28 protein-coding genes and 1 pseudogene are annotated in these 26349 nt (G+C 60.5%); 16 read left to right on the top strand and 13 right to left on the bottom strand.

Annotated elements, in window-relative coordinates:
* The first annotated feature begins 1 nt into the window (after position 1).
* Positions 2-1033 carry a dihydropteroate synthase gene (gene folP, locus HCZ23_RS12330; protein ID WP_167602031.1) on the top strand — a complete coding sequence of 344 codons (1032 nt, stop codon included), beginning with the start codon at positions 2-4 and terminating at the stop codon, positions 1031-1033.
* Complete coding sequence (gene glmM, locus HCZ23_RS12335) at positions 1023-2369, top strand: phosphoglucosamine mutase (RefSeq protein WP_167602032.1); 1347 nt, start codon at positions 1023-1025, stop codon at positions 2367-2369. Before folP ends, glmM begins: the two co-directional genes overlap by 11 nt.
* Positions 2370-2448: 79 nt before the next feature.
* On the opposite strand, the gene HCZ23_RS12340 is transcribed toward glmM, so the two are convergent.
* The 6 genes from HCZ23_RS12340 to ilvC form a co-directional block, all read right to left on the bottom strand.
* Positions 2449-2913: a hypothetical protein gene (locus tag HCZ23_RS12340; protein WP_167602033.1), complete on the bottom strand. Its 465-nt coding sequence runs from the start codon at positions 2911-2913 to the stop codon at positions 2449-2451.
* 74 nt (positions 2914-2987) lie between these two features.
* Positions 2988-3401, bottom strand: coding sequence for a hypothetical protein (locus HCZ23_RS12345; RefSeq protein WP_167602034.1), 414 nt, complete (start codon positions 3399-3401; stop codon positions 2988-2990).
* 49 nt (positions 3402-3450) lie between these two features.
* Positions 3451-4332, bottom strand: coding sequence for a DMT family transporter (locus HCZ23_RS12350; protein ID WP_254870298.1), 882 nt, complete (start codon positions 4330-4332; stop codon positions 3451-3453).
* Positions 4333-4484: 152 nt separating this feature from the next.
* A complete protein-coding gene (locus tag HCZ23_RS12355; protein ID WP_167602035.1) occupies positions 4485-5558 on the bottom strand; it encodes an acyltransferase in 1074 nt (357 codons plus the stop codon).
* A 166-nt stretch (positions 5559-5724) separates the two neighbouring features.
* A complete protein-coding gene (locus HCZ23_RS12360) occupies positions 5725-6204 on the bottom strand; it encodes a cupin domain-containing protein (RefSeq protein WP_167602036.1) in 480 nt (159 codons plus the stop codon).
* 85 nt (positions 6205-6289) lie between these two features.
* On the bottom strand, positions 6290-7312 hold the full coding sequence (ilvC, locus tag HCZ23_RS12365) for a ketol-acid reductoisomerase (protein WP_167602037.1): 1023 nt from the start codon (positions 7310-7312) through the stop codon (positions 6290-6292).
* Positions 7313-7485: 173 nt separating this feature from the next.
* Between ilvC and HCZ23_RS12370 the strand changes: the two genes are divergently transcribed.
* The 3 genes from HCZ23_RS12370 (at position 7486) to HCZ23_RS12380 (ending at position 8764) form a co-directional block, all read left to right on the top strand.
* Complete coding sequence (locus tag HCZ23_RS12370; RefSeq protein WP_167602038.1) at positions 7486-7944, top strand: Lrp/AsnC family transcriptional regulator; 459 nt, start codon at positions 7486-7488, stop codon at positions 7942-7944.
* Positions 7941-8396, top strand: coding sequence for an Lrp/AsnC family transcriptional regulator (locus HCZ23_RS12375; protein ID WP_167602039.1), 456 nt, complete (start codon positions 7941-7943; stop codon positions 8394-8396). Before HCZ23_RS12370 ends, HCZ23_RS12375 begins: the two co-directional genes overlap by 4 nt.
* Before the next feature lie 131 nt (positions 8397-8527).
* Positions 8528-8764, top strand: a complete 237-nt coding sequence (locus tag HCZ23_RS12380; protein ID WP_167602040.1) for a hypothetical protein — start codon at positions 8528-8530, stop codon at positions 8762-8764.
* 43 nt (positions 8765-8807) lie between these two features.
* Here HCZ23_RS12380 and HCZ23_RS12385 read toward each other — a convergent pair whose 3' ends face one another.
* From HCZ23_RS12385 to pepN, 3 genes are all read right to left on the bottom strand, one after another.
* Positions 8808-9404: a cytochrome b/b6 domain-containing protein gene (locus HCZ23_RS12385; protein WP_167602041.1), complete on the bottom strand. Its 597-nt coding sequence runs from the start codon at positions 9402-9404 to the stop codon at positions 8808-8810.
* Positions 9405-9421: 17 nt separating this feature from the next.
* Positions 9422-9892 (bottom strand): cytochrome c, encoded by a 471-nt coding sequence (locus HCZ23_RS12390; protein WP_167602042.1) that lies wholly within the window; start codon positions 9890-9892, stop codon positions 9422-9424.
* A 223-nt stretch (positions 9893-10115) separates the two neighbouring features.
* On the bottom strand, positions 10116-12701 hold the full coding sequence (gene pepN, locus HCZ23_RS12395) for an aminopeptidase N (RefSeq protein WP_167602043.1): 2586 nt from the start codon (positions 12699-12701) through the stop codon (positions 10116-10118).
* Between the two features lie 129 nt (positions 12702-12830).
* Between pepN and HCZ23_RS12400 the strand changes: the two genes are divergently transcribed.
* The 3 genes from HCZ23_RS12400 (at position 12831) to HCZ23_RS12410 (ending at position 16385) form a co-directional block, all read left to right on the top strand.
* Positions 12831-13019: a hypothetical protein gene (locus tag HCZ23_RS12400; RefSeq protein WP_167602044.1), complete on the top strand. Its 189-nt coding sequence runs from the start codon at positions 12831-12833 to the stop codon at positions 13017-13019.
* Between the two features lie 95 nt (positions 13020-13114).
* Complete coding sequence (locus tag HCZ23_RS12405) at positions 13115-15268, top strand: malate synthase G (protein ID WP_167602045.1); 2154 nt, start codon at positions 13115-13117, stop codon at positions 15266-15268.
* Between the two features lie 340 nt (positions 15269-15608).
* Positions 15609-16385 (top strand): gamma-glutamyl-gamma-aminobutyrate hydrolase family protein, encoded by a 777-nt coding sequence (locus HCZ23_RS12410; RefSeq protein ID WP_167602046.1) that lies wholly within the window; start codon positions 15609-15611, stop codon positions 16383-16385.
* A gap of 40 nt (positions 16386-16425) precedes the next feature.
* Here the strand turns inward: HCZ23_RS12410 and HCZ23_RS12415 are convergent, their stop codons facing one another.
* Complete coding sequence (locus HCZ23_RS12415; protein ID WP_167602047.1) at positions 16426-16908, bottom strand: hypothetical protein; 483 nt, start codon at positions 16906-16908, stop codon at positions 16426-16428.
* A gap of 303 nt (positions 16909-17211) precedes the next feature.
* Here HCZ23_RS12415 and HCZ23_RS17985 point away from each other — a divergent pair.
* A pseudogene (locus HCZ23_RS17985) lies at positions 17212-17313 on the top strand (3-hydroxybutyrate dehydrogenase); the annotation flags it as partial.
* A 174-nt stretch (positions 17314-17487) separates the two neighbouring features.
* On the opposite strand, the gene HCZ23_RS12425 reads toward HCZ23_RS17985, so the two are convergent.
* Positions 17488-18879: an NAD-dependent succinate-semialdehyde dehydrogenase gene (locus tag HCZ23_RS12425; RefSeq protein ID WP_167602049.1), complete on the bottom strand. Its 1392-nt coding sequence runs from the start codon at positions 18877-18879 to the stop codon at positions 17488-17490.
* A gap of 229 nt (positions 18880-19108) precedes the next feature.
* A complete protein-coding gene (locus HCZ23_RS12430) occupies positions 19109-19573 on the bottom strand; it encodes a GNAT family N-acetyltransferase (RefSeq protein ID WP_167602050.1) in 465 nt (154 codons plus the stop codon).
* A 46-nt stretch (positions 19574-19619) separates the two neighbouring features.
* On the opposite strand from HCZ23_RS12430, the gene HCZ23_RS12435 reads away from it, so the two are divergent.
* The 6 genes from HCZ23_RS12435 to HCZ23_RS12460 all read left to right on the top strand — a co-directional run bounded on the left by HCZ23_RS12435 (position 19620) and on the right by HCZ23_RS12460 (position 25404).
* Positions 19620-20075, top strand: coding sequence for an isoprenylcysteine carboxylmethyltransferase family protein (locus HCZ23_RS12435; RefSeq protein WP_167602051.1), 456 nt, complete (start codon positions 19620-19622; stop codon positions 20073-20075).
* Between the two features lie 112 nt (positions 20076-20187).
* Complete coding sequence (locus tag HCZ23_RS12440; RefSeq protein ID WP_167602052.1) at positions 20188-21759, top strand: Re/Si-specific NAD(P)(+) transhydrogenase subunit alpha; 1572 nt, start codon at positions 20188-20190, stop codon at positions 21757-21759.
* Positions 21760-21772: 13 nt separating this feature from the next.
* Positions 21773-23200: an NAD(P)(+) transhydrogenase (Re/Si-specific) subunit beta gene (locus HCZ23_RS12445; RefSeq protein WP_167602053.1), complete on the top strand. Its 1428-nt coding sequence runs from the start codon at positions 21773-21775 to the stop codon at positions 23198-23200.
* A gap of 172 nt (positions 23201-23372) precedes the next feature.
* Positions 23373-23744 carry a MerR family transcriptional regulator gene (locus HCZ23_RS12450; RefSeq protein WP_167602054.1) on the top strand — a complete coding sequence of 124 codons (372 nt, stop codon included), beginning with the start codon at positions 23373-23375 and terminating at the stop codon, positions 23742-23744.
* Positions 23737-24108: a carboxymuconolactone decarboxylase family protein gene (locus HCZ23_RS12455; protein WP_167602055.1), complete on the top strand. Its 372-nt coding sequence runs from the start codon at positions 23737-23739 to the stop codon at positions 24106-24108. Before HCZ23_RS12450 ends, HCZ23_RS12455 begins: the two co-directional genes overlap by 8 nt.
* A 108-nt stretch (positions 24109-24216) precedes the next feature.
* Positions 24217-25404 carry an amidohydrolase gene (locus HCZ23_RS12460; protein WP_167602056.1) on the top strand — a complete coding sequence of 396 codons (1188 nt, stop codon included), beginning with the start codon at positions 24217-24219 and terminating at the stop codon, positions 25402-25404.
* 6 nt (positions 25405-25410) lie between these two features.
* Here HCZ23_RS12460 and HCZ23_RS18240 read toward each other — a convergent pair whose 3' ends face one another.
* Positions 25411-26148: a pentapeptide repeat-containing protein gene (locus HCZ23_RS18240; protein WP_167602057.1), complete on the bottom strand. Its 738-nt coding sequence runs from the start codon at positions 26146-26148 to the stop codon at positions 25411-25413.
* Here HCZ23_RS18240 and HCZ23_RS12470 point away from each other — a divergent pair.
* Entirely contained in the window at positions 26147-26341 is a 195-nt protein-coding gene (locus tag HCZ23_RS12470) for a hypothetical protein (RefSeq protein ID WP_167602058.1), read from the top strand. The genes HCZ23_RS18240 and HCZ23_RS12470 overlap by 2 nt on opposite strands.
* The last annotated feature ends 8 nt before the right edge of the window (positions 26342-26349 follow it).

Raw genomic sequence — 26349 nt, forward strand, 5'->3', positions numbered from 1 at the left:
AATGAGCCAGCCGTTCTATGACCGTCCGATCCCGAGCTGCGATCCGGCCCGGCCCGAGGGCGCGTTGACGCTGGCAGGTGGCTGGTGCTGGTTCACCCATGTCGAACGCCTGCGTCGTGACGCGCCGCCTGAGATTTTGCCGGTCTCCGCGCTCTCTGATGAGGCCCGCACGCGGTTGACTGCCGCCCGTGCTCCAATGGCGGGGCTCGCTCTCAATACGCCTTCGGTGATGAGCATTCTCAACGTCACGCCGGACAGTTTCTCCGATGGCGGCAAATTCGACCGTCCCGAGGCGGCTCTGGCCGAGGTACAACAGATGATCGCGGCAGGGGTCGAGATCATCGACATCGGCGGCGAAAGCACCCGTCCGGGCGCGGATTACATCGCGGTCGACGAAGAGATCACCCGCACTGCGCCGGTGATTGCGGCGATCCGTGAGATCAGCGCCGTGCCGATCTCCATCGACACACGGAAAGCCCCTGTGGCCGACGCCGCGCTCAAGGCGGGGGCGAGTCTTGTGAATGATGTCTACGCCTTCACTCATGACCCCGATCTGGCGCGTGTGAGCGCAGAGGCCGGCGCGCCGGTCTGTCTGATGCATGCGCAGGGCGATCCTGAGGGGATGCAGGACGATCCGCAATACGACAACGTGCTGCTCGATGTGTATGACTTCCTCGAAGAGCGCATCAAAGTGGCCGAGGCGGCGGGCATTTTGCGCACGCAGATCCTTGTCGATCCCGGCATCGGCTTTGGTAAGACGATTAAGCATAATCTGGCGCTTCTGGAGCGGATTTCGCTGTTCCACGCTTTGGGCTGCGGCATCCTTTTGGGCGTGTCGCGCAAAGGCTTTATCGGCAAGATCGGCAAGGCCCCCGTGGCCCAGGACCGCGCTCCGGGCACGCTGGCGGTGACCATGGCAGCGCTTGGGCAGGGTGTGCAAATCCACCGGGTGCATGATTTTAAAGAGGCAAAACAGGCGCTTGCGCTTTGGCGGGCGGTGACAAATCTGGGGAGAGACAGCCATGACGCGTAAATTCTTTGGCACGGACGGGGTGCGCGGGCGCGCCAACAGCCATCCGATGACCGCCGAAATGGCGTTGAAACTCGGGGCCGCCGCCGGGCGCTATTTCCGGCGTGACGGATCGCGCGAGCACCGTGTGGTGATTGGCAAGGACACGCGGCTGTCGGGCTATATGTTCGAAACTGCGATGACGGCGGGATTTACTTCGACCGGGATGAACGTGTTTCTTCTGGGGCCGGTGCCCACGCCGGCTGTGGGCATGCTCACGACCTCAATGCGCGCCGATGTCGGCGTGATGATTTCTGCCTCACACAACCCCGCCGAGGACAATGGCATCAAGTTTTTCGGCCCCGACGGGTTCAAACTGTCGGATGAGGCGGAGAGCGAGATCGAGCGGCTGATGGAAGAGGGTGTCGAGCCCGCGCAGGCGCAAAACATCGGTCGGGCAAAACGCATCGACGACGGGCGGTTCCGCTACAATGAGCGGGTGAAATCGACCCTGCCGCGGGGGATGAATTTCCAGGGGCTGAAAGTGGTGATCGACTGCGCCAATGGCGCGGCCTATCGCACGGCGCCGGAGGTGCTTTGGGAGCTGGGCGCAGAGGTGATCCCGGTGGGCACGGCGCCCAGCGGCAAGAATATCAACGATCATTGCGGCTCGACCTATGTCCAGACCGCCGCCGAGGCCGTGGTGGCCCATGGCGCGGATGTCGGCATCTGTCTCGATGGCGATGCGGATCGGGTGATGATCCTCGATGAAACAGGCCGCGTGGCCGATGGCGATCAGCTCATGGGCTTGATGGCCAAGGCCTGGTCCGATCAGGGGCGTCTGTCTGGCGGGGCTTTGGTCGCGACCGTGATGTCGAATCTGGGGTTGGAACGTTTTTTGGAGGCCGAAGGCCTGCGGTTGGAACGCACCGCCGTGGGCGATCGCTATGTGGTCGAACGGATGCGGGCCGGGGGCTTTAACCTTGGCGGCGAACAATCCGGCCATATCGTGATGAGCGACTATGCGACCACGGGCGACGGACTTTTGGCGGGGCTTCAGTTCCTCGCCGCCATGGTCGAGACGGGCAAGAAGGCGTCTGAGTTGACACAGGTGTTTGAGCCGGTGCCGCAGCTTTTGCAGAATGTGCGCTATGGCACCGGGCAAAAGCCGCTGGAGGACGCGGGTGTCAAAGCGGCGATTGCGGCGGCCGAAGCCAAGCTGAACGGCAACGGGCGGCTTTTGATCCGAAAATCCGGCACCGAACCGCTGATCCGGGTCATGGCCGAAAGCGTGAATGAGAGCGTTTTGAACGCGGCGGTCGAGGATGTCGTGGCGGCGGTGAAGGCCGCGACGCAGTAAATCTCGTAGATGTTCGAAAAAGACAAGAAAGGCGGCTCTATGGGCCACCTTTCTTATTTGTGACAAGGATTCTGTACGTTTAACGGCCCAGCGGGATGATGAAGCCGGTCGAGATGACGCCATAGACATCGTCGTCATAGCCCGTCGCGGCGTTGAGGAAGAGGGATTTGTACGTGAGCTGCACAGAAGGCGCAAAGCCGGTGTAGCCGTCGCCAAAGGAGTGGATATAGGCGCCGACGATCCCAGCCTGTGCGTGGTCCCCAATGTCCCACATTTTGGCCGCCGACAGATGTGCGGAGGTGTTCGACCGGCTGTCGCGATAGGCGCCCAACGTGTAGTTCAGCCCATAGGCGCGCTCAGCCCATGTGAACATCAGCCCCGGATTGAATTCGTTGAAATCGTCGCCATCGTCCTCGCCCCAGTCACCATAATGATGCGAGGCCAGCGGAAGGACGGCATAATCGGGGGCCAGACCGTCCGCAAAGGCGGGCGTGGCGGTCAGGAAGAAGGCGGAAAGAAGGGTTTTGATCTGCATCTGTCTCATGAATTTTGCGCGTTTCACGGGAGGATGCGCGGAATCCGGTGCTGAATTAAGGCCCTGTCAGGGCAATTGCGAGATCAGGAACCTCCGGTGAAGGGCGTGTAGGCCAGGGACATGCCCGCATTCATCAGGGTCCAGATCACGCCAGCGATTTTCCAGCCGAGGCCGGCGTTGCCCTTGGGCTTGGCGAGCCAAACGGCGCGGGCGACGAACAACAGGTAGATCCCGAAGAGGATGAAGACGACCGGGATCAAGCCGTAAAGCGGCGGAATCGCCAGCAAAAGGACGTAAACCGGGATGAAAAACAGCGCGGCCAGGTAATTCCCGGCCCAGAATGTATCGCCCATGCCCTCGCGTCCAGCCAGCAGGCTTTTCCAGAAGCCAAGGGTGAACATCCGCGCGCGTTCGGCTTCGATCTCGCTCTCGTTGTCGGGGGTCAGATCGGCGGGGATGTGGTCGTCATGCTCGGAGGTGTTCGTTGGCTCGGTCATCATGGACTCCTTTGGCCCCATCTGTTCACGATTGCCCAGCCTCTGCAAGTCAGGCCCGTGCGAAAATACGGCGTATGGCGGGCCATTGTGAAATCATTACACCACCCAAGATCAACGCCAGCGCGAGGATCAGGGCTGGCGGCAAAGGCTCGCGCAGCACCCAGGCGCCCAACACCACCGACCAGACCGGGACCTGGTAATTCACCAGCGTCATGAAGGTCGGCCCGGCGGAGCGGATCACCAAGACACGCAATTGGTTCATCGCGGCGGTGGAGACCACGCCGAGGAAGATCACGGCGACAAAGGCCTTGAGCGGCGGTACACTCGGCGCCCCTTCGGCAAGCACGGAAAACGGCAGGGTGATCAGCGCGCCGGTGGCCATCATGATCGTCGTCAGTGCGGTGGGGTTGATCGGCGGAAGGCGCCGGACCGTGATCGAATTGAGCGCGTAACAGAAGGCCACCGTGAGACAGGCAAGGCGACCCCAAAGCTCGAGGTCCGCGCCGGAGCTGTGCAGCGCGTCTTGCCCGACCAGAAGGAAAACGCCAATGAAACCAAGGGTCACGCCGATAATGGCCCTGAGGCTCAGACGCTCCCCCGCCACCATGAAATGCGCCATGGGCAAGACAACCAAGGGCACGGCGGCCATGGAGGTTCCAGCAAAGCCTGAGGTGACATATTGCTGGCCCCAGTTGAGCAACAGGAACGGAATGGCGGAGGAGACCGCACCCGCCCAAATCAACGCGACGGGATGCGGTTTGTTGTCGGGATCGCTGCCGATCTTGAACCCGTCCGCGCCCCAAAAGGCGGCCATGACGATGGCGGCGATGGTAAGGCGGAAGGTGGCGAGCCAAAAGGGCGTCACGCCGGTGAGCGCAATCTCGATCACCATGAAGGTCGAGCCCCAGACAAAGCCCAGGATGCCGACCATGATCCAGGAGGCGGGTGTGATCTCGGGCAGGGGAGCAGCCCGGGGTCGAGACTGAGGGCGAGACTGAGGGCGGGGCATGGGCATGTCCGTGGGAAAAGCTAACGCCGCCTCTTATCCCATATCGCGCCGGAAGGTCACGCCAAATTCCGGGGTCAGGTCGGTTTGGCAGTGGTCTGAAACTTCGGGCGGAACAGCTGTCGCGTGATCCAGCGCGGTGTTGCGAACAGCCAGCGGGGGCCGAATTTCGCGTTGATCAGAGAAAGCGTAATCGTCACCACAGAGGCAAGGCCCGCGATGACGATGAGGGTGACGAGCGGCGATAGGGAAAGGCCCGTGCTTGCCACGCCCGCGAAGATCAGCGCGACAAAGAATTCGTGGATCAGATAGACCTGCAATGAGAGCGCGCCGACAATGGCAAGTCCATGTCCCACAAAGGGAATTTCTGCGATCAGACGTGTGGCGCTGATGTAGCCGAGGGTGAGGGCAAAGGCCAAAAGGTAGCTTTTGAGCGGGAAATTCGGCCCGGTGAGGACAAGGATCAGGCCTGTCAGACCGAGACCCGCAATGAGCGGCAGGACTGCGCGGGACGGCCGAGAGAAATAGGTGAGAACCGGACGGCTGAGCCAGACGCCCAGCATGAAATAGGACACCGCATGATGCAGTAGATTGTAGAGCAGGAATTCGAAGGAGCCTGTGGTCGCGGGGCTGTCGTGCCAATACGACAGGGCGACCATGAGGGCGAGGGTGGCCAGCACCTGTAGCGGCAGGGCCAGCGCGACGATCAGGCGCGCGAAGACGGACATGATCAGAATGGCCCAGACGAACCAAAGGATGCCGTAGGGCGGAAAGAAAATGCCCAGGCCTTGGCGCATTGTAGAGGCATCTGACGTTAGTCCCCAGGGATAGAGATCGAGACCCAGGGCCTCCGCCGTCCAAGACAGCAGGGACCAGACAAGAATGAGCCAGGCGCAGAACAGAACGCGGCTTTCCAGTGTGACGGCCCAAGGTTTGGACAGTTTCGAGCGGTAGAACAGGCCGGAGCAAAAGAGAAAAGCGGGCATCCAGAAATGATCGCCGATCCAGTCGAGCCAGAACAGGCGGCCCGGGATGTCGGTGATCTGGCTGCTGGCTTGCAGGCTATGGTGGAAAATCACCATGAGAATGGTCAGTCCGCGAATGGTGTCGACCCAGATTTCGCGCTCTTTGCCACCCCGATGTGTCGTCATCATTATACCCATGCCACTACGGATCACCACTGAGGTGAGGCTAAGCCGCTTCGGTTGACATCTCTGTGAAAAGCGGCGGGCTGGGCGTCATTTTTCGCGTATCTGCTTAAGGATTGCACGGAAAATCGGGCGTTTGCGGTTTTTGAGATCGCTTGCGGGAGAAGGGCTATTCCGCGTCATAGGGGGAACGCGCAGGCGCGCCGTCCAATGTCGTGTAGCCGCGGCTGCTGACCTTTGCGGTGCCGGGCATGCGGGTAAAGCGCAGAATGCGGTCGTGGTCGGGATAGGTCACCGTGTCGCCGGTCGACCGCGTGCCGATCACCAGATAGCGGGCCTCGCAGGCGCCGGTGTTTGCGACACAATGGCCAAGAGGGGTTCCCGCCTTGAAGGTCGCGGCCTCTCCGGGGCGAAGTTCGTAGCTGTCATCCCCCTCCGTCACGGTCACCGCGCCTGCGATCATATAGACCATTTCATCTTCCTCCTGATGCCAGTGTTTCAGTGCGGAACTGGACCCCGGCGGCAGGATTTCGAGGAAGGCGCCAAACTGCGTCAACCCGCCAATGTCGCTGAACAACAGCGCCTCATAGGGGCCGCACATATTCGTGCCTTTGTCTTTTGTGGCGGTGTCCGGTGTGACTTTAGGCATGACGGCCTCCTGTCGGAAAGCGGTGTGCAAAGAAAAAGCCCCGACGCAGAAACGCCGGGGCCAATCGTCTTGGATCAAAGAACGCTTAGTTGCGCGATTTGTCCACCATTTTACCGGCGGTGATCCACGGCATCATGCCGCGCAGTTTGTTGCCGGTTTCTTCGATGAGGTGCTCGTCGTTGGCGCGACGGGACGCTTTGAGCGTCGGCTGGCCCACGGAGTTCTCCAGCATGAAGTCGCGCACGAATTTGCCCTGTTGGATGTCGGTGAGGACGTCTTTCATGGCTTTCTTGGTCTGCTCGTAGGGCAGGATGCGCGGGCCGGTGACGTACTGGCCGTACTCAGCGGTGTTGGAGATGGAGTAATCCATGTTCGCGATGCCGCCTTCGTAGATCAGGTCCACGATGAGTTTCACTTCGTGCAGACACTCGAAATAGGCCATTTCCGGCGCGTAGCCAGCTTCGACCAGGGTTTCGAACCCGCAGCGGATCAGCTCGACGAGACCGCCGCAGAGCACGGCCTGTTCGCCGAAGAGGTCGGTTTCGCATTCTTCACGGAAGTTGGTCTCGATGATGCCGGAGCGGCCGCCACCGATGGCGGAGCAATAGGACAGACCGATTTCAAGCGCTTTGCCGGTGGCGTCGGTGTCCACAGCCACAAGGCAGGGCACGCCGCCGCCTTTGGTGTATTCGCCGCGCACGGTGTGACCCGGGCCTTTCGGCGCCATCATGATCACGTCGACGCCTTCTTTCGGCTCAATCAGGCCGAAGTGGACGTTCAACCCGTGGGCAAACGCAATCGCTGCGCCCGGCTTGAGGTTGTCGTGGACGTATTTCTTGTAGGTCTCGGCCTGAAGTTCGTCGGGCATGGTGAACATGATCACGTCACACCAGGCGGCAGCTTCGGCGATGCCCATGACCTTGAGGCCTTCGGCTTCGGCTTTTTTGGCGGACGGGGAGCCTTCGCGCAGAGCCACGACCACGTTTTTCGCACCCGAGTCACGCAGGTTCAGCGCGTGGGCGTGACCTTGCGAGCCGTAGCCCAGAATGGCAACTTTGGCTTCTTTGATGATGTTCACATCGCAATCGCGATCGTAATAAACGCGCATGTTCGGCGCTCCTTTGTTGTCTTGTCTTCAGGCATGGGCGCGGGATGAAATCCTGATCCTAATGTCTGTGGAGGTTATCGCGCATAGAACATGCTTTTTCGTGACAAAGTTTGACCTATTTTGCATTTTGTGAGATGAAATCATGCGTCAAAATTTTAAAATATGAAAATATCATGCAAGTCGATGACACGGACCGCAGAATCCTGCGTCAAATTCAGGCCGAACCCGAAGCGCAGGCCGCCGATCTGGCCGAACGCGCGGGCGTGACGCCGGCCACATTCGCGCGCCGTCTGGAGCGGATGCGTGAGAACGGTGTGGTGAAATCCATCCGCGAAGAGGTCGATTGGCGGGCCATGGGGTATGGCGTTGAGGTCAGCCTTCGGATCACGCTCGACAAGACCGAACCGCGCGCCTTTGACGAATTCATCCAGGCCGCGCGCGAGGTGCCGGAGGTGATTTCAATCGGGACGTTTCTGGGCCGGGTGGACGCGCGGCTTTTGGTCATCGCGCGCGACATGGCGGAGTATCAGCGGGTCTACCGCGAGAAAATCCTGACCCTGCCGCATATGACCGACATCGAGGCGCTGATGCAGGTGGCGACGATCAAAGACAGCCAGTCGGTGCCGTTATGATCGAGCTTGACGACAGCGACCGCCACCTCATCCGTGCGCTGTGCGAGGATGCCACGCAATCGGCGGGGGCTTTGGGCCGCGAGTTGGGCCTGAGCCAACCGGCGACGTGGCGGCGGATCAAACGTCTGCGTGAAGCGGGCGTGTTCGGGCCTCGTCGGGTGGATTTGAACCTTGAGGCGCTGGGCTTTGGCGTGACCGTGTTCTTGGGCGTCAAGCTCGCCACCAAGGGCCGCGTCAGTTTGGACGATTTCGAACGTGCCGTGCGCGCGATCCCTGAGGTGCAGACGGTGCAGCACGTCTTGGGCCTGTTCGATTATCGCCTCCGCGTGGTGGCGCAGGATCTGCCGGATTTTGAACGCGTGCTCCGTCGGCGGATCATGACGCTGCCTGGGGTAGGCAATGTCGAGGCCAATGTGGTCTTGTCCGAGGAGCGCCGGCCCGGCCCGCTGTGACGCGGCTTCTTGCGCGGGTCACACTCATGGTATGCCAATGTTATCGGCCGGGCGACGAAATCCGCCTGTGATTGCGTTATACATGACCATGTTCATCGACGGAGACACGCCGATGCCACAACACGATGACCATGCCGACCACGGATTCTGCCGCTGCCGGGCTTCCGGTCACGGCACTCAACTGTGTTGCCATGCTGCGTGAAACCGCCGGGCCGTTTCCGGCGGATGGCACCAATCGTCGGGCAGGGCGGATTGGCGACATCTACCAATCGGACCAAGGGCGTTACGCGCAATCCATTCGCAATCTCGCGGGTATCCCGCTGTCTCGCTGGGCGCGCGACGATCCCCATCGCTTTGTAAGTCATTGAGCACAATGAAAAAGGGCGCCGTTCTTGGCGCCCTTTTGCTATATCATTCCGCCGGGGTTTCACGCGGCGGGAGTTGAGCGTAACCCGTCACCATCGGTGTCACCAGGTTCTCGCCCTTGCGCTTCTTATACCAGAAAATCGCGCCGATATGGCCGATCACCATCAACAGCAACAAAAACGACAGCGGCTCGTGATAGGACAGCGCCTTGCGCGCCACATCGCTCGACACATATTGCGCCAGAGGGCCGACGTTGATGTAATCTTCCGGGTCGGCCAAAAGCCCGCTCGTCACCTGCATCGCCAAGACGATCAACACGCCGACGACGAAAATCGCCCCCACCGGGTTGTGGCCATAGGAGCGCGATGGCTTGGAGGACGGCAGCGTCCGGGCATAGGCTAAAACCTTACCCGGACCTTTGACGAAAGTGGCGAAACGCGCGGTGGTAAAGCCGACAAAGCCCCAGATCACCCGCAGCACGACGATCACGGCCACGGCATAGCCTGCGTAGAAATGCAGCGTCATCTGCGCCGGGCCGAATTTGCCAAGCCCGAAGGCGGTGAAAAACGCAATCACCAGCGCCCAGTGCAGCACACGCACCACCGGGTCCCAGAGATAGGTCTTTTCAAGCTGTTCCGTCATGTCTCGCCCCGGCCTGATCAGAAATCAGCAGCGCGGTAGTCGTCGTGGCAGGCCTTGCAGGTGCCGCCCACTTTGCCGACCGCCGGACGCAGCGCGTCAAGGCCGTTGCCTGCCGCCTCGTTCAACTCGACCACGGCCTGGTAAAAGGCCATGCCTTTTTCCTGAACGCCTGCCATATCTTCCCAGATCGCGGGTTTGGCGCGGGTCTCGCCCGGCAGGTCTTCGTTCGAGGTGCCCGGCGCGAAGTAATCGGCGGTGTGGAGGCTTGCGAGCGTCATGATGTCGCCTGCGGATTGGCTGGCGGCCTCTGCGTCATAGTCGATTTTGCCCTGAGCCATGCCGCCGAGCGTCGCCATTTCAAAGCCCACGAGCGTGTAGAAGGCACGGCGCGCCTTGGCCACGTCGGAGGGGGATTGAGCAAAAGCGCCGGTGGCAGCCGTGGTGGCCGCAGTGGCCGCGATCACGGTGGAAAGGATGAGTTTACGCATTGGATAGGGGTTCCCTGTCTGGTCACTAAAAATAAAGGCGTGTCGCCCGCGCGATAAAAACGATGATGACATAAGTTTCACGAAATTGAATGTGACAATCTAACACTGGCGCTGCCGCAAGCTGCGGAAACGGTTCAACTTTCTGTTATGGCATACGTGGTGTTTGCGCAAACGGAGGGTGTTTGCGCAAACAACCTGTGAGAGAATCGCGAGGCCGGCCGCTTTAGGCGGAGAGAATCCGCGTGACCATCTCCGTGGTGTCCCGCGACAGATTCGGGGTGGCCAGAATGCGCTCCAATTCCGCGCGGATCATCGCTTGACGGTCGGCGTCATAGCGGGTCCAGGTCTCGAACGCCCCGCTCATCCGCGCGGTGGTTTGCGGGTTGAGCGCATCGAGCGCGATGAGATGATCCGCCAAGAGCCGGTAGGCCGCGCCACTGGCATGATGGAACCCTGCGTGGTTCGCCGTCAGAGCGCCGAAGACCGCACGGAAGCGGTTCGGGTTTCGGTTGGTAAACGCCGGATGTTGGCTCAGCGCCTCGGCCAGTTCTGCGGCTTTGTCGGGCGCCGCGAAGGAGACCTGCATCATGAACCATTTGTCCATCACGAGACGGTCGTCTTTCCATTGCGCCTCAAAGGCTTGCAGCTCGTCCGCGCCAAGACCTGCGGCGAGCAGGGCCTGAAGGCTGCCCGCTTGTTCGGTCATATTGTCTGCGCGTTTGTACAAGGCTTTGGCCGTCACGCCGCTGTCTTGCAGGCTCAAAAGCCCCAGCACAGCAAGGCGCAGGCTGCGTTTGCCGGAGCCTTCGGCATCCGGGACGAAAGCGCCTGTTTCGTTTTCCTTGTAGAGCGCGGGCAGCACGTCGTGCAGGTGGTCGGCCAGGAGATGACGCAGCTTTTCGCGGGCGTCATAGATGCGCTGCGGATCTGGCACGACACCGGCATCGACCAGCGATTGCGCCAGATCGTCCTGCGACGGCAGGCCCAGAGACAGGGTGCGGAAGGCCGGGTCGAGAGTGTCGTCCGCCAGCACCGATTTGATTGCATCGAGATAGGCAAAGCTCGGCTTCGTGTCCTTGACGATCATCGAAATGAGCGTGTCCTTGGCAAGCGCCCGGCCCATTTCCCATTTCTGGAACGGGTCGGTGTCATGCGCCAAAAGGAAAGCGCGGGTGTCGTTGTCGATTTCACGCTCCAAAATCACGGGCGCGGAGAAATCGCGCAGCACGGAGGCGACGGGGCGCGCGCCCAAGCCCTCAAAGGTGAAGCTCTGCGTGGCTTCGGTCATCTCCAACACGGTGGTCGGCACCACCTCATCGCCATTCGGGCCGATGAGGCCGGTGGCGATGGGGATGACTTGCGGTTTTTTCTCGCTTTGACCCGGCGTGGGGGGCGTCGTCTGGGTGAAGGTCAGCGTCAACGTGCCGTCCTCCCAGTTCTCGCTCATCTTCAGGCGCGGTGTGCCAGCCTGAGAATACCATTGTTTGAATTGTGCAAGATTACGACCTGCGACCTCTTCGAAGGAGGCCAGCCAATCCTCGATGGTGACGGCCTCGCCGTCGTGACGTTCGAAATAGAGATCGCAGCCTTTGCGGTAGGCCTCATCGCCGATGAGACGGCGCAGCATGCCGATGATCTCGGCGCCTTTTTCATAGACAGTCGCGGTGTAGAAATTGTTGATCTCGACGAAGCTTTCGGGCCGAACCGGATGCGCCAGCGGGCCGTTGTCCTCGCGGAACTGGCGGGCGCGCAATGTGAGAACTTCTTCAATTCTTTTAACGGCATGGCTGCGCATATCGCCGGAGAACATCTGATCGCGGTAGACCGTCAGACCCTCTTTCAGGCACAGCTGAAACCAGTCGCGGCAGGTGATGCGGTTGCCGGTCCAATTGTGGAAATACTCATGCGCGATGATGCCTTCGATCCGTTCGAAATTGGCATCCGTCGAGGTCTCTTTCGAGGCCAGCACACAAGACGAGTTGAAAATGTTCAGCCCCTTGTTCTCCATCGCGCCCATGTTGAAGTCGTCCACGGCCACAATGTTGAAAATGTCCAAGTCGTATTCACGGCCGTAGGTGTCCTCGTCCCACTTCATCGAGTCCTTGAGCGCCTGCATCCCGAAGGCACATTTGCCCTCGTCGCCGGGGCGGACCCAGATGTTCAGTTCGACCTTTTTGCCGGATTTCGTGGTGAAGGCGCCCGGGTGATTGACCAAATCGCCGGCCACCAAAGCAAAGAGATAGGAGGGTTTCGGCCAGGGATCGTGCCAGACGGCAAAGCCTTCGCCGCGCTCGACCGGGTTGCCGTTGGACAAAAGCACCGGCAAATCGCCCTCGACGCGCACGGTAAAGGTCGCCATCACATCGGGACGATCGGGGTAATAGGTGATCTTGCGAAAACCTTCGGCCTCACATTGCGTGCAATACATGCCGTTCGACATATAGAGCCCCTCAAGCGCGGTGTTGGTCTCCGGCGAAATCTCCACCTCCGCCTCCCAGACAAAGGGCGCGTCGGGTGCGTCCACCTCAATGCCGCCCGCGACCTCGCGGGGCGTGACAGACGCGCCGTCAATGGCGGCAGAGATCAGGCGCAGCTCTTCGCCATGCAGGAAAAACCGTTTGCCTTCGGAGGCCTCGGGGGAGGTCACCGGGGAGGACTCAGGCGCCTTCGGGTTCGGCGAAAACACAATCTTCGAGCGCACCCGCGTCGCGGTCGGGTGCAGTTTGAAGGTCAATTCGACGCTGTCGATCGTGTAATCAAACGGTTTGTAATCCTTGAGGAAAATTGTTTGAGGCGCGGCGTTGTTCATCGCGGGAGCTTTCATGATGGGAACTTGGTGTCTGGGTCGGAGGTTAGTTTGGTGAGCGGAGAGCTGCAACTCTCGCTCTCGCAAACTCCGGGCCTCTGAGCCCGAATGACCAGATGAAAGGAGATTGTCATGTCTGCACCTGAGACAAATGTCGACACACAAAAGAAACGTCATAAGTTTCCCCTCATTGGCATTGCGCTTGCTGTGGCGGTCGGCGCGCTGATGATTTTTGGTGTGACGAACCTGGCCTTTGACGATGACTCGGTGGAGACAACGCCGGTGGTCACAGAGGGTGATCTTCCGGCCGCCGCGGAGTGAGGACACCCGAGCCGGACAAACCCAGTCGGTGCAATTTTGTTCCGATGGGAAACGCGCTAATGTCGGGGACCATCCAAAAGCAGAAGTGATTCCCCATGAGCGCCACAGAAAAATCCGGCCTGAAGGTCGCCACAGACCTTGCCCAATTCATCGAATCAGAGGCGTTGCCGGGCACGGGCGTGACAGCAGAGACGTTCTGGGACGGTCTTGCGGGTATGGTGCGTGAATTCGGGCCAAAGAACCGTGCGCTACTGGCGAAACGCGAAGAGATTCAGGCGAAGATCGACGACTGGCATCTGGCCCGCAAAGGGCAGGATTTTGAGGCCGCAGAATACACGGCGTTTCTGAAAGAGATCGGCTATCTCGTCCCAGAAGGCCCGGATTTCCAGATCGAAACCAGCAAGATCGACCCGGAATTCGCCTCCAAGCCGGGGCCGCAGCTCGTGGTGCCGATCACCAATGCGCGCTACGCGCTGAATGCCGCGAACGCCCGCTGGGGCTCGCTTTACGATGCGCTTTACGGCACCGATGCGCTGGGCGATTTGCCATCTGGCAAGGGCTATGATGCCGACCGTGGCGCGCGGGTGATTGCCTGGGCCAAGGCGCATCTGGACGCGGTTGCGCCGCTCGCGGGGGGCTCTTGGGCCGATGTGACCAAGCTTACCGTGACCAACGGGATGTTGCTGGTCGATGGCGCGATGGGCGAGACCGGCCTGGCCGATCCGGCGCAATTCAAAGGCCATGCGCGCACGGGCGACTGGCAGATGATCCTTCTGGAGCGTCACGGGCTGGGCCTCGAATTGGCGATCAACCGCGACCATTATATCGGCAAGGACGACCCGATGGGGCTTGCGGGCGTGAACGTCGAGGCTGCGATTTCCGCGATCATGGATTGCGAAGATTCGGTGGCGGCCGTCGATGCCGAGGAAAAGGTTGGCGCCTATCGCAACTGGCTCGGCCTGATGAAGGGCGATTTGACCGAAGAGGTCACCAAGGGCGGGGAGACCTTTACCCGCGCGCTCTATCCCGACTTCACCTATACCGCGCCCGACGGCACCGCGTTCGATGTGAAATGCCGCGCGCTGATGCTGGTGCGCAATGTCGGGCACCTGATGACCAACCCGGCGATCCTCGACGAAGAGGGATTGGAGATCGGCGAGGGGATCATGGACGCGCTCGTGACCACGATGATCGCCATGCACGACCTGCAAAAAACCACCGGCCCGCGCAACTCGCGCGAAGGCTCCGTCTATGTCGTGAAGCCGAAGATGCACGGGCCGGAAGAGGTGGCTTTCGCGGATGAAATTTTCACCCGTGTCGAAGAGATTTTGGGCCTTGAACCCAACACCGTGAAGCTTGGCATCATGGATGAAGAGCGCCGCACGAGCGTGAACCTCAAGGAATGCATCCGCGCCGCGAAACACCGCGTCGCCTTTATCAACACCGGCTTTTTGGACCGGACCGGAGACGAGATTCACACCTCGATGGAAGCCGGGCCGATGATCCGCAAAGGCGAGATGAAGGATCAGCCGTGGATCAAATCTTATGAGGAGCGCAACGTCGATATTGGTCTCGCTTGTGGTCTCAAGGGGCGCGCGCAGATCGGCAAGGGCATGTGGGCCATGCCGGACCTGATGCATGCGATGCTTGAGGCGAAAATCGGCCATCCGAAGGCGGGCGCGACCTGTGCCTGGGTGCCGTCGCCCACTGCGGCGACGCTGCACGCGACGCATTATCACAAGGTCGATGTCTTCGCCGTTCAAGATGAGATCGCCAAAGGCGGGGCACGCGGCTCGCTCGATGATCTTTTGACCATTCCGGTCGCCAAAGGCGTCAACTGGTCCGACGATGAAATCACCGCCGAGATTGAGAACAATGCCCAAGGCATCCTCGGATATGTGGTGCGTTGGATCGACCAAGGCGTCGGCTGTTCGAAAGTGCCGGACATCCATGATGTGGGCCTGATGGAAGACCGCGCCACCTGTCGGATTTCGTCTCAGGGCCTCGCCAACTGGCTGCACCATGGCGTTGTTTCCGAGGCGCAAGTCATGGAGGCGATGAAGAAAATGGCCGCCGTTGTGGACCGTCAGAACGCGGATGATCCGCTCTACACCCCGATGGCGCCGACGTTTGACGGCGTCGCCTTCAAAGCCGCCTGCGATCTGGTGTTCAAGGGCCGGGTGCAGCCCTCGGGCTACACCGAGCCGGTGCTCCACGCACGGCGGCTGGAACTTAAGGCGCAGGGCTAACCCTTGGCGTCGATGTCACTGGAGCAAGCTCAGACCCTCATCGGAGAGGCGATGGCCTAGGGGCAGGCGCAGGGCTGGAACCCCTTGAGCGTCCGTGGTGCTGGATTCAGGCGGCCATGTTCAGGCCTTCGCCCGCGCCGATGCCGCGCGGGTGGGCATCAACGCGGCGGGTCTGGCTGCGCGCGCCTGAGGGATTCTGCATATGATCAAAAAACGGGCCAATCAGCCCCGCGCGCAACACGTGCACAACCGTTGTGCTTTCACCAACGGTGCTCCGGGCAGCTCCCCCCTTTTTTCTTGTCTCAAAGCGCCTATTGTAATGCCAAAAGGGGAGTAGAATATGACACGACCAGTCGTTGGCATCATCGGCAACACGGATCTGTTGAACGGGAGCTACCCGGCCTATACGGGTGGGAGGATGAATGCCGAGGCCGTGGCGGAAGTGTCGAACTGCATGCCGCTCCTGATCCCGCCGCATCCGAATTTCGTCTCTGTGGCGGAGTTGATGGAGGCCTGTGACGGCTTTCTCTTCACCGGCGGGCGCCCGAATGTGCACCCCGAGGAATATGGCGAACAAGAGACCGAGGCGCATGGCGATTTCGACCGTTGTCGCGATGCCGTGGCGCTGCCGCTCATTCGCGCCTGTGTCGAGGTGGGCCAGCCGATCCTCGGCATCTGCCGTGGGTTTCAAGAGGTCAACGTCGCCATGGGCGGCACGCTTTATCCGGAAATTCGCGACCTGCCGGGGCGGATGAACCACCGCATGCCGCCGGATGGGACGCTCGAGGAAAAATTCGCCCTGCGCCACCCGGTACGCCTGTCGGAAGAGGGCGTGTTCCACAAGCTTTTGGGCGCCGATGAGGTGATGACCAACACGCTACACGGGCAGGGGATCAAGAAACCCGGCGCCCGCATCGTGGTGGACGGTTATGCGCCCGACGGCACGCCGGAGGCGATCTATGTGAAGGACGCGCCGGGGTTCACCCTGTCGGTGCAATGGCACCCTGAGTATCGCGCCAGCGAGGACCCGGTGTCTCGGCCGCTGTTCGAGGCCTTCGGTCAGGCGGTCTATCAATTCGCCGAAGCGCGGCGTGGCAAGGTGAGCGAAGTGGCGTGACATCGCACTTCGCGGGCCTCTCGCGTGATCGCCCAACGATTTAGCTGAAAATGCCGCCGAAGATGTCGCCGATATTGTCGAGAATTGCCACGATGATGATGACGCCGGTGATGAGAAGGGCAACCCACCAGAAAAACTGAAAGACGATTGCCATGATGCCAAGCGTCCCGGCGTAGACCGCATAGCGCCAGTTTTCTCCTTTCACGCCGGAAACAACGCCGAGGATGACAGCGAGCGCGCCAAGCGCCGGTCCGATCATCGCCAATATCGCTTGCCATTGTGTCCCGGCCGGGACCGGTTCAGGCTCTGGACCGGCCAATCCGAAAAATCCCCGCCATGCGGCGCGGCGCATCTCGCCAGCGATTTCGCCGATCTGTGTGCCGACGGAGGGTTTCGGGTCCATCATGGGCAGGCCGATGCCGATGAAGACGATCAAAAGCCCCAGCGCTGCGGCGACAAGCGCCCAGAAGCCGACATGACGAAAGGGGCTCGGGGCAAGGGGAGTGGGGGTCTGGGGTGTCATCGTAGCATCCAATACGCGCGAAACTCTGTCATGTGATCCGAAGCTGCTCTGTCATGAGCGCCGTTTACCAAGGATTTATTGCGTAAAAATTTGTTTTTTCTTGGGCTTGTTTGGAATGTTTTGTGGAAAGTGCTTCTCCGAAACTGTCCTTTCCGGGCCCAAGCCGCCCATTTGGGAAAAGGCAATGGCTCCGCGATCTTCGCCAGGACAATCGAATGAAATCATTGGAGATACGGATCATTAAAGCGGAGCGCGCGTTTCGACTTTATCTGGTAAATCAGGTTAAACTCGAAACGCTTTAAGATCGACCTTTCTGGAAAAACCGCCATCGTGACCGGCTCGACCGGTTCGACCGGCGGCATCGGGCTTGCCATTGCCCAAGGGCTTGCGGAGGCCGGGGCCGACGCGCAGCGAAGGCGCGGTGTCGATGATCAAGGGCATGGCCGATGATGGCGGTGCTCATGGTCGAAGGCGGGATGGTCGACAGCATTGCCTGATCCCAAAGCGCGACCTGATCCCTCTGGCCCAAACAACAAAAGGCGCCCCGAAGGGCGCCTTTTTCTTGAGCATTTCAATCCGTTAGAAATGCGCGTCGATGTCGACGGCGCCGATCAGCTTGTGATTGACGAACTCTTTGAGACCGAGGCCCAAAAGCTCGCGGCCATAACCGGAACGGCGGATGCCGCCAAAGGGCAGGTCGGCCTCAACCTTGGTCGGGTGGTTCACAAAGACCATGCCGGTGGAGATTTTCGCCGCCACCTCAAGCCCGTGTTTGACGTCTTGGGTAAACACCGAGCCACCGAGCCCGAAGGGGCTGTCATTGGCGATGCGGATCGCGTCTTCCTCGTCTTTGGCACGGAAGATCATCGACACAGGGCCGAAGAATTCCCAATAGCGCGCCGGGTTGTCCTCGCCCATTTCCGTGAGAATGGTCGGCTGCACGAAGGCGCCCTGGTTCGGCACAGGTGCACCGATTTCCTCGGCTTTGGCGCCAAGTTCCACGGCTTTCGCGATCTGTGCTTTGACGTCGTCCGCGGCTTTTTGCGACGAGAGCGGCGCCAGCGTGGTGTTCGGGTCCATCGGGTCGCCCGCGACCAACGCGGCCACGCCTTTGCGGTAGCCTTCCATGAATTCATCATAGACCTTGTCGACCACGATCATCCGTTTCGAGGACACACAGACCTGACCGCCGTTCCAATGCCGCCCCATGACGGCCCAGTCGATGGTTTTCGGCATGTCGGCGTCTTCGAGCACCACAAAGGCATCGGCCCCGCCCAGCTCCATGGTGGATTTCTTGAGCGCCTTGCCAGCCTGCGCGGCGACAACGGAGCCTGCGGCCTCAGAGCCGGTGAGCGCCACGCCATGCACGCGCGGATCGTTGATGATCATCTCGATCTGGTCGCGGGTTGCATAGAGATTGGTGAAGGCGCCCGTCATCAGACCGGCCTCTTCCATGAGTTTGGCAAACGCGGCGGCACTTTGCGGCACGTTGGAGGCGTGTTTCAGGATCAACACATTGCCGGCGGAAAGCTGCGGCGCGAGGATGCGGGCGATTTGATAATAGGGGAAGTTCCACGGCTCAATCGCCAAAAGAATGCCCAGAGGCTCGTGCACCAGGGTGTTTTCGCCCTCCTCCGGGTCGAGCACCGGCAGCTTTTCGGGCTTCAATAGCTCTTCGGCATGGCGGACATAATATTCAAAGATTTTCGCGGAAAGCTCGACTTCGAGCTTCGCTTCGGACAAAAGTTTGCCCATTTCCAAGGTCAGGATTTCGGCGAATTTATCGCTGTCACGGCGCAGAATGTCAGCGGCGTTTTGCAGCACGCGGGCGCGTTCGGCAAACGAGGTTTCTTTCCATTTCAGAAAGGCCGCCTGGGCGCTGTCGAGCGTGCTTCGGACTTCGTCATCCGTGGCGTCGGGGAAGGTGGCAAGGGTTTCTGCGGTGAACGGGTTGATCGTTGCATAGGTCATGATCGTCTCCTTTTCATGAGGCGCGTGGATCGGAGGGCGATCCGGGAGGCGTCCTGACGGGCGGAGATCATCGTCTCTCAAGACCATTGTCTCTCACTGGCGTGGCGTCTCTCCCTGCGCGGCCTTGAGGCCTTGGGCCTCGCGGGCCCATGACGTGAAGATAGGTTTGCGATCAAAGATTTACATCCCTTGAGACCGGCGCGATTGCTCACATCCGGTCACAGTTTTTTCACCAGCTTTTCTGCATGCGAAAGTTTTCGATCGCGACGCCCTCGCGGATCACGCTTTGCCGCGCCACCACCTGCCAGCCGCGTTTTTCAAAGAACCGCCGCGCGAGGTGGCTGGCTTCCGTGTCCATATGCGTGAGACCCAGACGGCGCGCTTCCGCCTCGCAGGCGTCATAGAGCCGCGCGGCGGTGCCTTTGCCCATCTCTTCGAGCGCAACATAAGCAAAGTCGATGTGGCCGTCGTGGCCCATGGTGAAAAAACCGCGAATCTTGCCCCAACGCGTGGCGCAGATCGCAAAGCCGCTGGTCAGGCGTTCCGGCCAGCTCTCGGGGGCCTGGCCGCCTACGGGCGCCCAGGCCGCGCGCTGCTCAGGCCCATAGAACGCTCCCGTGCCGCCGTGAACGGTGCGGTGAAAGAGCGCATAGCAGGCATCTGCATCTTTTGGGGTCAAAGGGCGAAGTAACATGCGCGACCTTCTAGCGGCTGTCGCAAACCGGGGCTAGGCTGAAGCCATGAAAAGACTCGATTATCCACCGATCTGGCTTTTGGGCTTCATGGGGCTCGCTTGGGCGCTCAACTGGGCTTTGACGAAAGTCGGGCTTGGCTTTGAGGCGCCATACGCGCTCAAACTCTTGGGCGGGGTGCTGATCGCCGTGGGGCTTTTGCTTATGGCGCTGGCGGTCTTTGCCATGCTGCGGCATCGCACCACCGTGGTGCCGCATCGGGTGCCCTCCGACATCGTGACGGATGGCGTTTACAGATTGACTAGAAACCCGATTTATCTGGGCGACGCCTTTACACTCGTGGGCTTTGCTCTACTGTTCGCCCATCCGGCAGGCGTGCTTTTGACCCCCATCTTCATGGCGGTGATCCAAAGGCGTTTCATTGCCGAGGAAGAAACATGGCTCAGGACGAAATTCTCGCAGGAGTTTCAAACCTGGGCAGAACAAACGCGGCGTTGGCTGTGACTTTACGTCCTACTTTTGGCGATGTTTGCGCAATAATGTTGCGCTGCGCCGCTGCAATTGGGTAAGGAAGAGGTCAACGAAGGACTATGACTGGGGAAAAGAGGATCAACACGTGAAATTCGGTGTTCCTAAGGAAGTCTTTGAGGGGGAAGCGCGTGTCGCGCTGACGCCTGAAAGCGCCAAGCAATTACAAAAGCTTGGGTATGACTGTGCCATCGAGACCGGAGCGGGTGCGCTCGCCGGGTTCTCGGATAAGGATTACGAAGAGGCAGGCGTCGAGATCGTCAAGACCGCGCCTGCTTTGTGGAAGGAATGCGACATCGTCGCAAAGGTCCGCCAGCCCAACGAGACGGAAATGAAACGTCTCAAAAAGGGCCAGACCTTGATCTCCTTCTTCAATCCGGGCGGCAATGAGGCCGGCATGGAGGCCGCAAAGGCCAAAGGCGCCAATGTCATCGCCATGGAAATGGTGCCGCGCATCTCGCGTGCGCAGAAGATGGACGCGCTCTCAAGCATGGCCAACATCGCGGGCTACCGGGCCGTGATCGAGGCGGGCAACAATTTCGGCCGCTTCTTCACCGGTCAGATCACCGCGGCGGGTAAAGTTCCGCCCGCAAAGGTTCTGGTCGTGGGCGCCGGTGTGGCGGGTCTGGCCGCCATCGGCACCTCGACCTCTCTGGGCGCTGTGACCTACGCCTTCGACGTGCGGCCCGAAGTGGCCGAACAGGTCGAGAGCATGGGCGCAGAGTTCGTCTATCTCGACTTCGAAGAAGAGCAACAGGACGGTGCGGCCACGGGTGGGTACGCCTCCGTGTCCTCCCCTGAGTTCCGCGAAGCGCAGCTTGCCAAATTCCGCGAGCTGGCGCCGGAGATGGACATCGTCATCACCACGGCGCTCATTCCGAACCGCGAGGCGCCGGAGCTTTGGACCAAAGACATGGTCGAGGCGATGAAGCCGGGTTCCGTGATCGTCGACCTGGCCGCAGAAAAAGGCGGCAACTGCAAGTTGACCGTCAAGGACGAGAAAATCGTCACCGACAACGGCGTGACCATCATCGGCTACACCGATTTCCCGTCCCGGATGGCCACACAGGCCTCGACGCTTTACGCCACCAACATCCGTCACATGATGACCGACCTGACCCCTGAGAAAGACGGTCAGATCAATCACAACATGGAAGACGACGTGATCCGTGGCGCGACCGTGACCTATGAGGGCGAGATCACCTTCCCGCCGCCGCCGCCGAAAGTGGCCGCGATCGCCGCGAAGCCGAAAGAAAAGGTCAAGGAAAAGACCCCCGAGGAGAAACGCGCCGAAGAGGTCGCCGCCTTCAAAGCGCAGACCAAACAACAGGTGACGCTGATCGCCGTGGGCGCCGTGCTTTTGCTTGGCGTGGGGCTCGTAGCTCCCGCAAGCTTCATGCAGCACTTCATCGTTTTCGTGCTCTCCGTCTTCATCGGCTTCCAGGTGATCTGGAACGTCAGCCACGCGCTGCACACGCCCTTGATGGCCGTGACCAACGCGATCTCCTCCATCATCATTTTGGGCGCTCTGCTGCAAATCGGCTCGGGCAACTGGTTGGTGATCCTCTTGGCCGCGCTCTCTGTCTTTATGGCGGGGATCAACATTTTCGGCGGCTTCCTCGTGACACGGCGCATGCTCGCCATGTTCCAGAAATCGTAAAGGAGAAGAGGCAATGGATTTCGGATTTACGACGGCGGCCTATGTGGTCGCGGCGGTTCTCTTCATCCTCTCCCTGGGCGGTTTGTCGGGGCAGGAAAGCGCCAAGCGCGCGGTGTGGTACGGCATTGCCGGCATGGCTTTGGCGGTGTTTGCAACGCTCATCGGGCCGGGCGCGGGGCTTTGGCTTCTGTCGCTCATCCTGATCGCGGCGGGCGGGATCATCGGCTGGTATGTCGCAAATAAGGTCGAGATGACCGAGATGCCGCAGCTGGTCGCGGCGATGCATTCGCTCGTTGGTCTGGCGGCCGTTTTTGTCGGCTTCAACGCGCATTTCGTGATGCATCATGTGGCGGGTCTGCATGGTGGTGAAGAGCTTGGGACGTTCGCAGCACTTGTGGCGCATAAGTCGCCGGTTGAGCTGAACATTCTCAAGGTCGAGCTGTTCCTCGGCATCTTCATCGGGGCGGTGACCTTCACCGGTTCCGTGATCGCCTATGGCAAACTCGCGGGCAAAGTCTCTTCGGCGGCGAAAAAGCTTCCGGGCGGGCATATGCTGAACGCGGGTGCGGCTGCGCTCTCGCTGATCTGTCTGATCTGGTACTTCAACACCGGCGGGCTCTTCCCGGTCATCCTGATGACGCTGGCGGCCCTCTTCATTGGCTACCATCTGATCATGGGCATCGGCGGCGCTGACATGCCGGTCGTGGTCTCCATGCTCAACTCCTACTCGGGCTGGGCGGCTGCTGCGATTGGTTTCTCGCTGTCGAACGATCTTTTGATCGTGGTCGGCGCGCTGGTCGGCTCCTCGGGTGCGATCCTCTCCTACATCATGTGTAAGGCGATGAACCGCTCGTTCATCTCCGTGATCCTCGGCGGCTTCGGCGGCACGGCGGGTCCGGCGATGGAGGTCGAGGGCGAACAAGTCGCGATCGACGCCGACGGCGTGGCCAATGCACTCAATGAGGCCGACTCTGTGATCATCGTGCCGGGCTACGGCATGGCGGTGGCGCAGGCGCAAGGTGCCGTGTCCGAGCTGACCAACAAGCTGCGCGCCAAGGGCAAGAACGTCCGCTTCGCGATCCACCCGGTCGCAGGCCGCCTGCCGGGGCACATGAACGTGCTCCTGGCCGAAGCCAAGGTGCCCTACGACATCGTGATGGAAATGGACGAGATCAACGACGACTTCCCGGACACCGACGTGGTGATCGTGATCGGTTCGAACGACATCGTGAACCCCGCCGCGCAAGAAGACCCGAACTCGCCGATTGCCGGCATGCCGGTCCTCGAGGTGTGGAAGGCGAAACAGGTGTTCGTCTCGAAACGCGGTCAGGGCACGGGCTACTCGGGCATCGAGAACCCGCTGTTCTACAAAGAGAACACCCGGATGTTCTATGGCGATGCGAAAGCCTCCATGAACGCGCTTCTGCCGAAGATCGACTGATCTTCATTGCAGGATCAATACTCAGGAAGGGCGGTCTTCGGACCGCCCTTTTTGTTTGAGTATTTTGGCCAGCAAAGGAAACGCGCAGGAAATGAGGGGAAATAAGCGCTTGAGCTGGAGTACACTCCAGCTCGTAAGCTGCAAGCGACTCATGAGGTTCAGGAGGGTCAGAATGAAGATTTCCACCGTCGCGGAGCACACGGGCCTGAGCATCGACACGCTCAGGTTCTACGAGAAGATCGGGTTGATCGACCCGCCGCCGCGGGATGCGGGCGGGCGGCGCGATTATCCGGACGACGTGATCGGTTGGATCGGATTTCTGGGCCAGCTCAACGCCACCGGAATGCCGCAGGCGGATCGCATCCGCTATGCGGAGCTGCGTCGTCTTGGGGCGTCCACCTACACCGAGCGGCGCGAGATGTTGCAGGCGCATCGCGAGGTGATCCGGCAGAAGCTCAAGCAGATGCAGGAGACACTCGCCCTCATGGACCGCAAAGTCGCACTTTATGAACAGCTTGAAGAAGAGGAGCGCAGCCATGTCTGACGCATTGCAAAAAGGCCGCGATCTTGTCGCGCAGTTGAACCCGGGGCTCGAAGAGGCGCTGGCCGATAAATACGACGATATGATCCCGCAGATGGCGGAGACGCTGATCGAATGGGCCTACGGGCGGCACTATGCGCGCGAAGCCGTCGATCTCAAAACACGTCAGCTCTGCACCATCGCGGCGCTCACCGCTTTGGGTGGGCAAACCGGGCCGCAGCTTAAGGTCAATATCGCACACACGCTGGCGGCGGGCGCGACACAGCAGGAGATCACAGAGATTATCTGGCAAATGGCGGTTTATGGTGGCATGCCGGCGGCGATCAACGGGCTGAACGCGGCGCGCGAAGTGTTCGAGGCGGCCTGAAACGGGCTTGGTCCCGTCCTGCACAGCGGGGTTGCAGGGCCGTATGCAGGACGGTGGCTTTTCATCGTCCTGCTCCAAGGGCATGCTGTGTGGGAACAGGAGATCCCCATGCAGCACACCCGTCCCGAAGACATCCAGACCGACCTGGCTTTCATCGAAAAAATGACCGCCATCCGGCGGGATATCCACGCCCATCCCGAAACCGCTTATGAGGAGGTGCGGACCTCGGCTTTGGTCGCGGATTTTCTGGAGGGCTTGGGTCTGGAGGTGCACCGTGGGCTGGGCAAGACGGGCGTGGTCGGCACGTTGAAAGGCGCGCGTCCAGGGCAGAAATCCATCGCATTGCGCGCCGATATGGATGCGCTTCATATCACCGAGGACACCGGCGTGCCTTATAGCTCCACGGTGCCCGGCAAGATGCATGCTTGCGGTCATGACGGCCACACCACCATGCTTTTGGGCGCGGCGGAGAAACTCGCCGCCAACCCGGATTTCGCAGGCACTGTGTATTTCGTGTTCCAACCCGCCGAAGAGGGCGGCGGCGGGGCCGATGCGATGATTAAGGACGGCTTGTTCGATCTGTTTCCAACGGATGCGATCTACGGCGTGCACAACGATCCGATGCAGCCTCTGGGCCAGTTGACCACGCGGGTCGGGCCCTACACGTCCGCCTCCGACACGTGGGAGGTGGTGTTCGAGGGCACGGGTGGCCATGGCGCCTCGCCGGAAAGCGGCACCGATCCGACCGTCGCCGGCGGGCAATTCATGGCGAGCCTCGGCAATGTCGTCTCGCGCAAAGTGGCGCTCACGGATTGGGCCGTGGTTTCAATTGGTTATGTCACGGGCGGCGAGCGGCAAAGCCCGAACATCATCCCGGCCAAGGTCACGGTCGCAGGCACGGCGCGGAGCTATACGGCGGAGGTGCGCGACACATTGCAGCGCGAGATCACCCGGCTCGCGGAGGGCTGTGCTCTGGCGGGCGATGTCGCCGCGCATGTGTTTTATGAGCGGGGCTATCCGCCGCTGTTGAACACTGCGGATGAGGTTGCCGTCACGGGCCGCGCGCATATCGCCGCCGTGGGCGACGCCCTGACAGTGACGGAGGCGCCCGCCATCGGCGCCAGCGAGGATTTCGCCTATTACCTTGAGAAAATCCCAGGCGCTTATGTGTCGATCGGCAATGGCGACGGGCCGGGATCGGCCTTTGTCCACACGCCGAAATTCAATTTCAACGACGATCTGATCCCCATCGGCGTGGCGTTCTGGATGAATGTCGTGGCCGAAGAATTGGGCTGATACGGGTCAGTCGTCCGTGTCATCGGTCTTGTGCCGCTCGGCCAGACAGATGCCGACGGTCTGACAGGCCTTTTCCAACTCACTGTCGGAGAGATGACGCGCCTGCTCAAAATGGGCCCCGGCCACGGCGGCAAAAGACAGGCTGACCCGGCGCATATTGGCGCCGGCGAAATCCGCGGCAGACAGATCCGCCGATTTGAAATCCGCGCCCTTGAGATTGGCATCTTCGAAACTGGCTCCGGTGAGTTGTGCCCCTTCGAAATCTACCCCGCGCAAGTCGGCCTCTTCGAAACTGAAACCGCGCAGATCGAGCCCCTTGAGCTCTGCACCACGCAGATCCTGGTTTTCGAGATCGGGCCGGGTGATCGCAAGCGCGTCGAGATCGGAGAGAAACTGCAACACCCGTGCGGCTCTCGGGCCGGTCACCTGGGTCATCACCGCGCCGGTTTGGGCGCGCGCGATGGCATGTGTGCCCGGGTCGCTCAAATCCATTTGGGAAATCCGGTCGAGATAGGTCTGGAACGCCGCTTCTTCCGCCCGGAGCGCGGCAAGCTCCAACTGCACAAAGCCCAACAAGAGCGAGCCAAAACCGAGATAGGCGGGGATCGTGAGGATGCCCATCCAGTCCCAAAGCGTGCGCCCCTCGAACCCCGTCCAACGGGGTTTGCGCCAGAGCCACAGGGCCACGAGCGTGAGGACAACCGTGCCGATTGCGCCGAACAGACTATAGAGGATTGTGACCATGGATCTTTCGCTTGGTTTTTCCCAGTTTAGGGCTTTGGCTCTGATGGGACAGGGAAAAATCCGCATTTGGGGCTTTAAAAGGGGCATCTGCGACGAAAGTATACCATGGCATTCCTTTAAGTCTTTGAAATGGAATGAAAATATTATTTGCTTTGAAGGGCGCGCGCAGGCTATAGGCGTAAAACAACGTTGAATAAGAGA

Origin of the sequence: Celeribacter sp. HF31, assembly GCF_011806455.1 — a bacterium.
Lineage (GTDB): Bacteria > Pseudomonadota > Alphaproteobacteria > Rhodobacterales > Rhodobacteraceae > Celeribacter.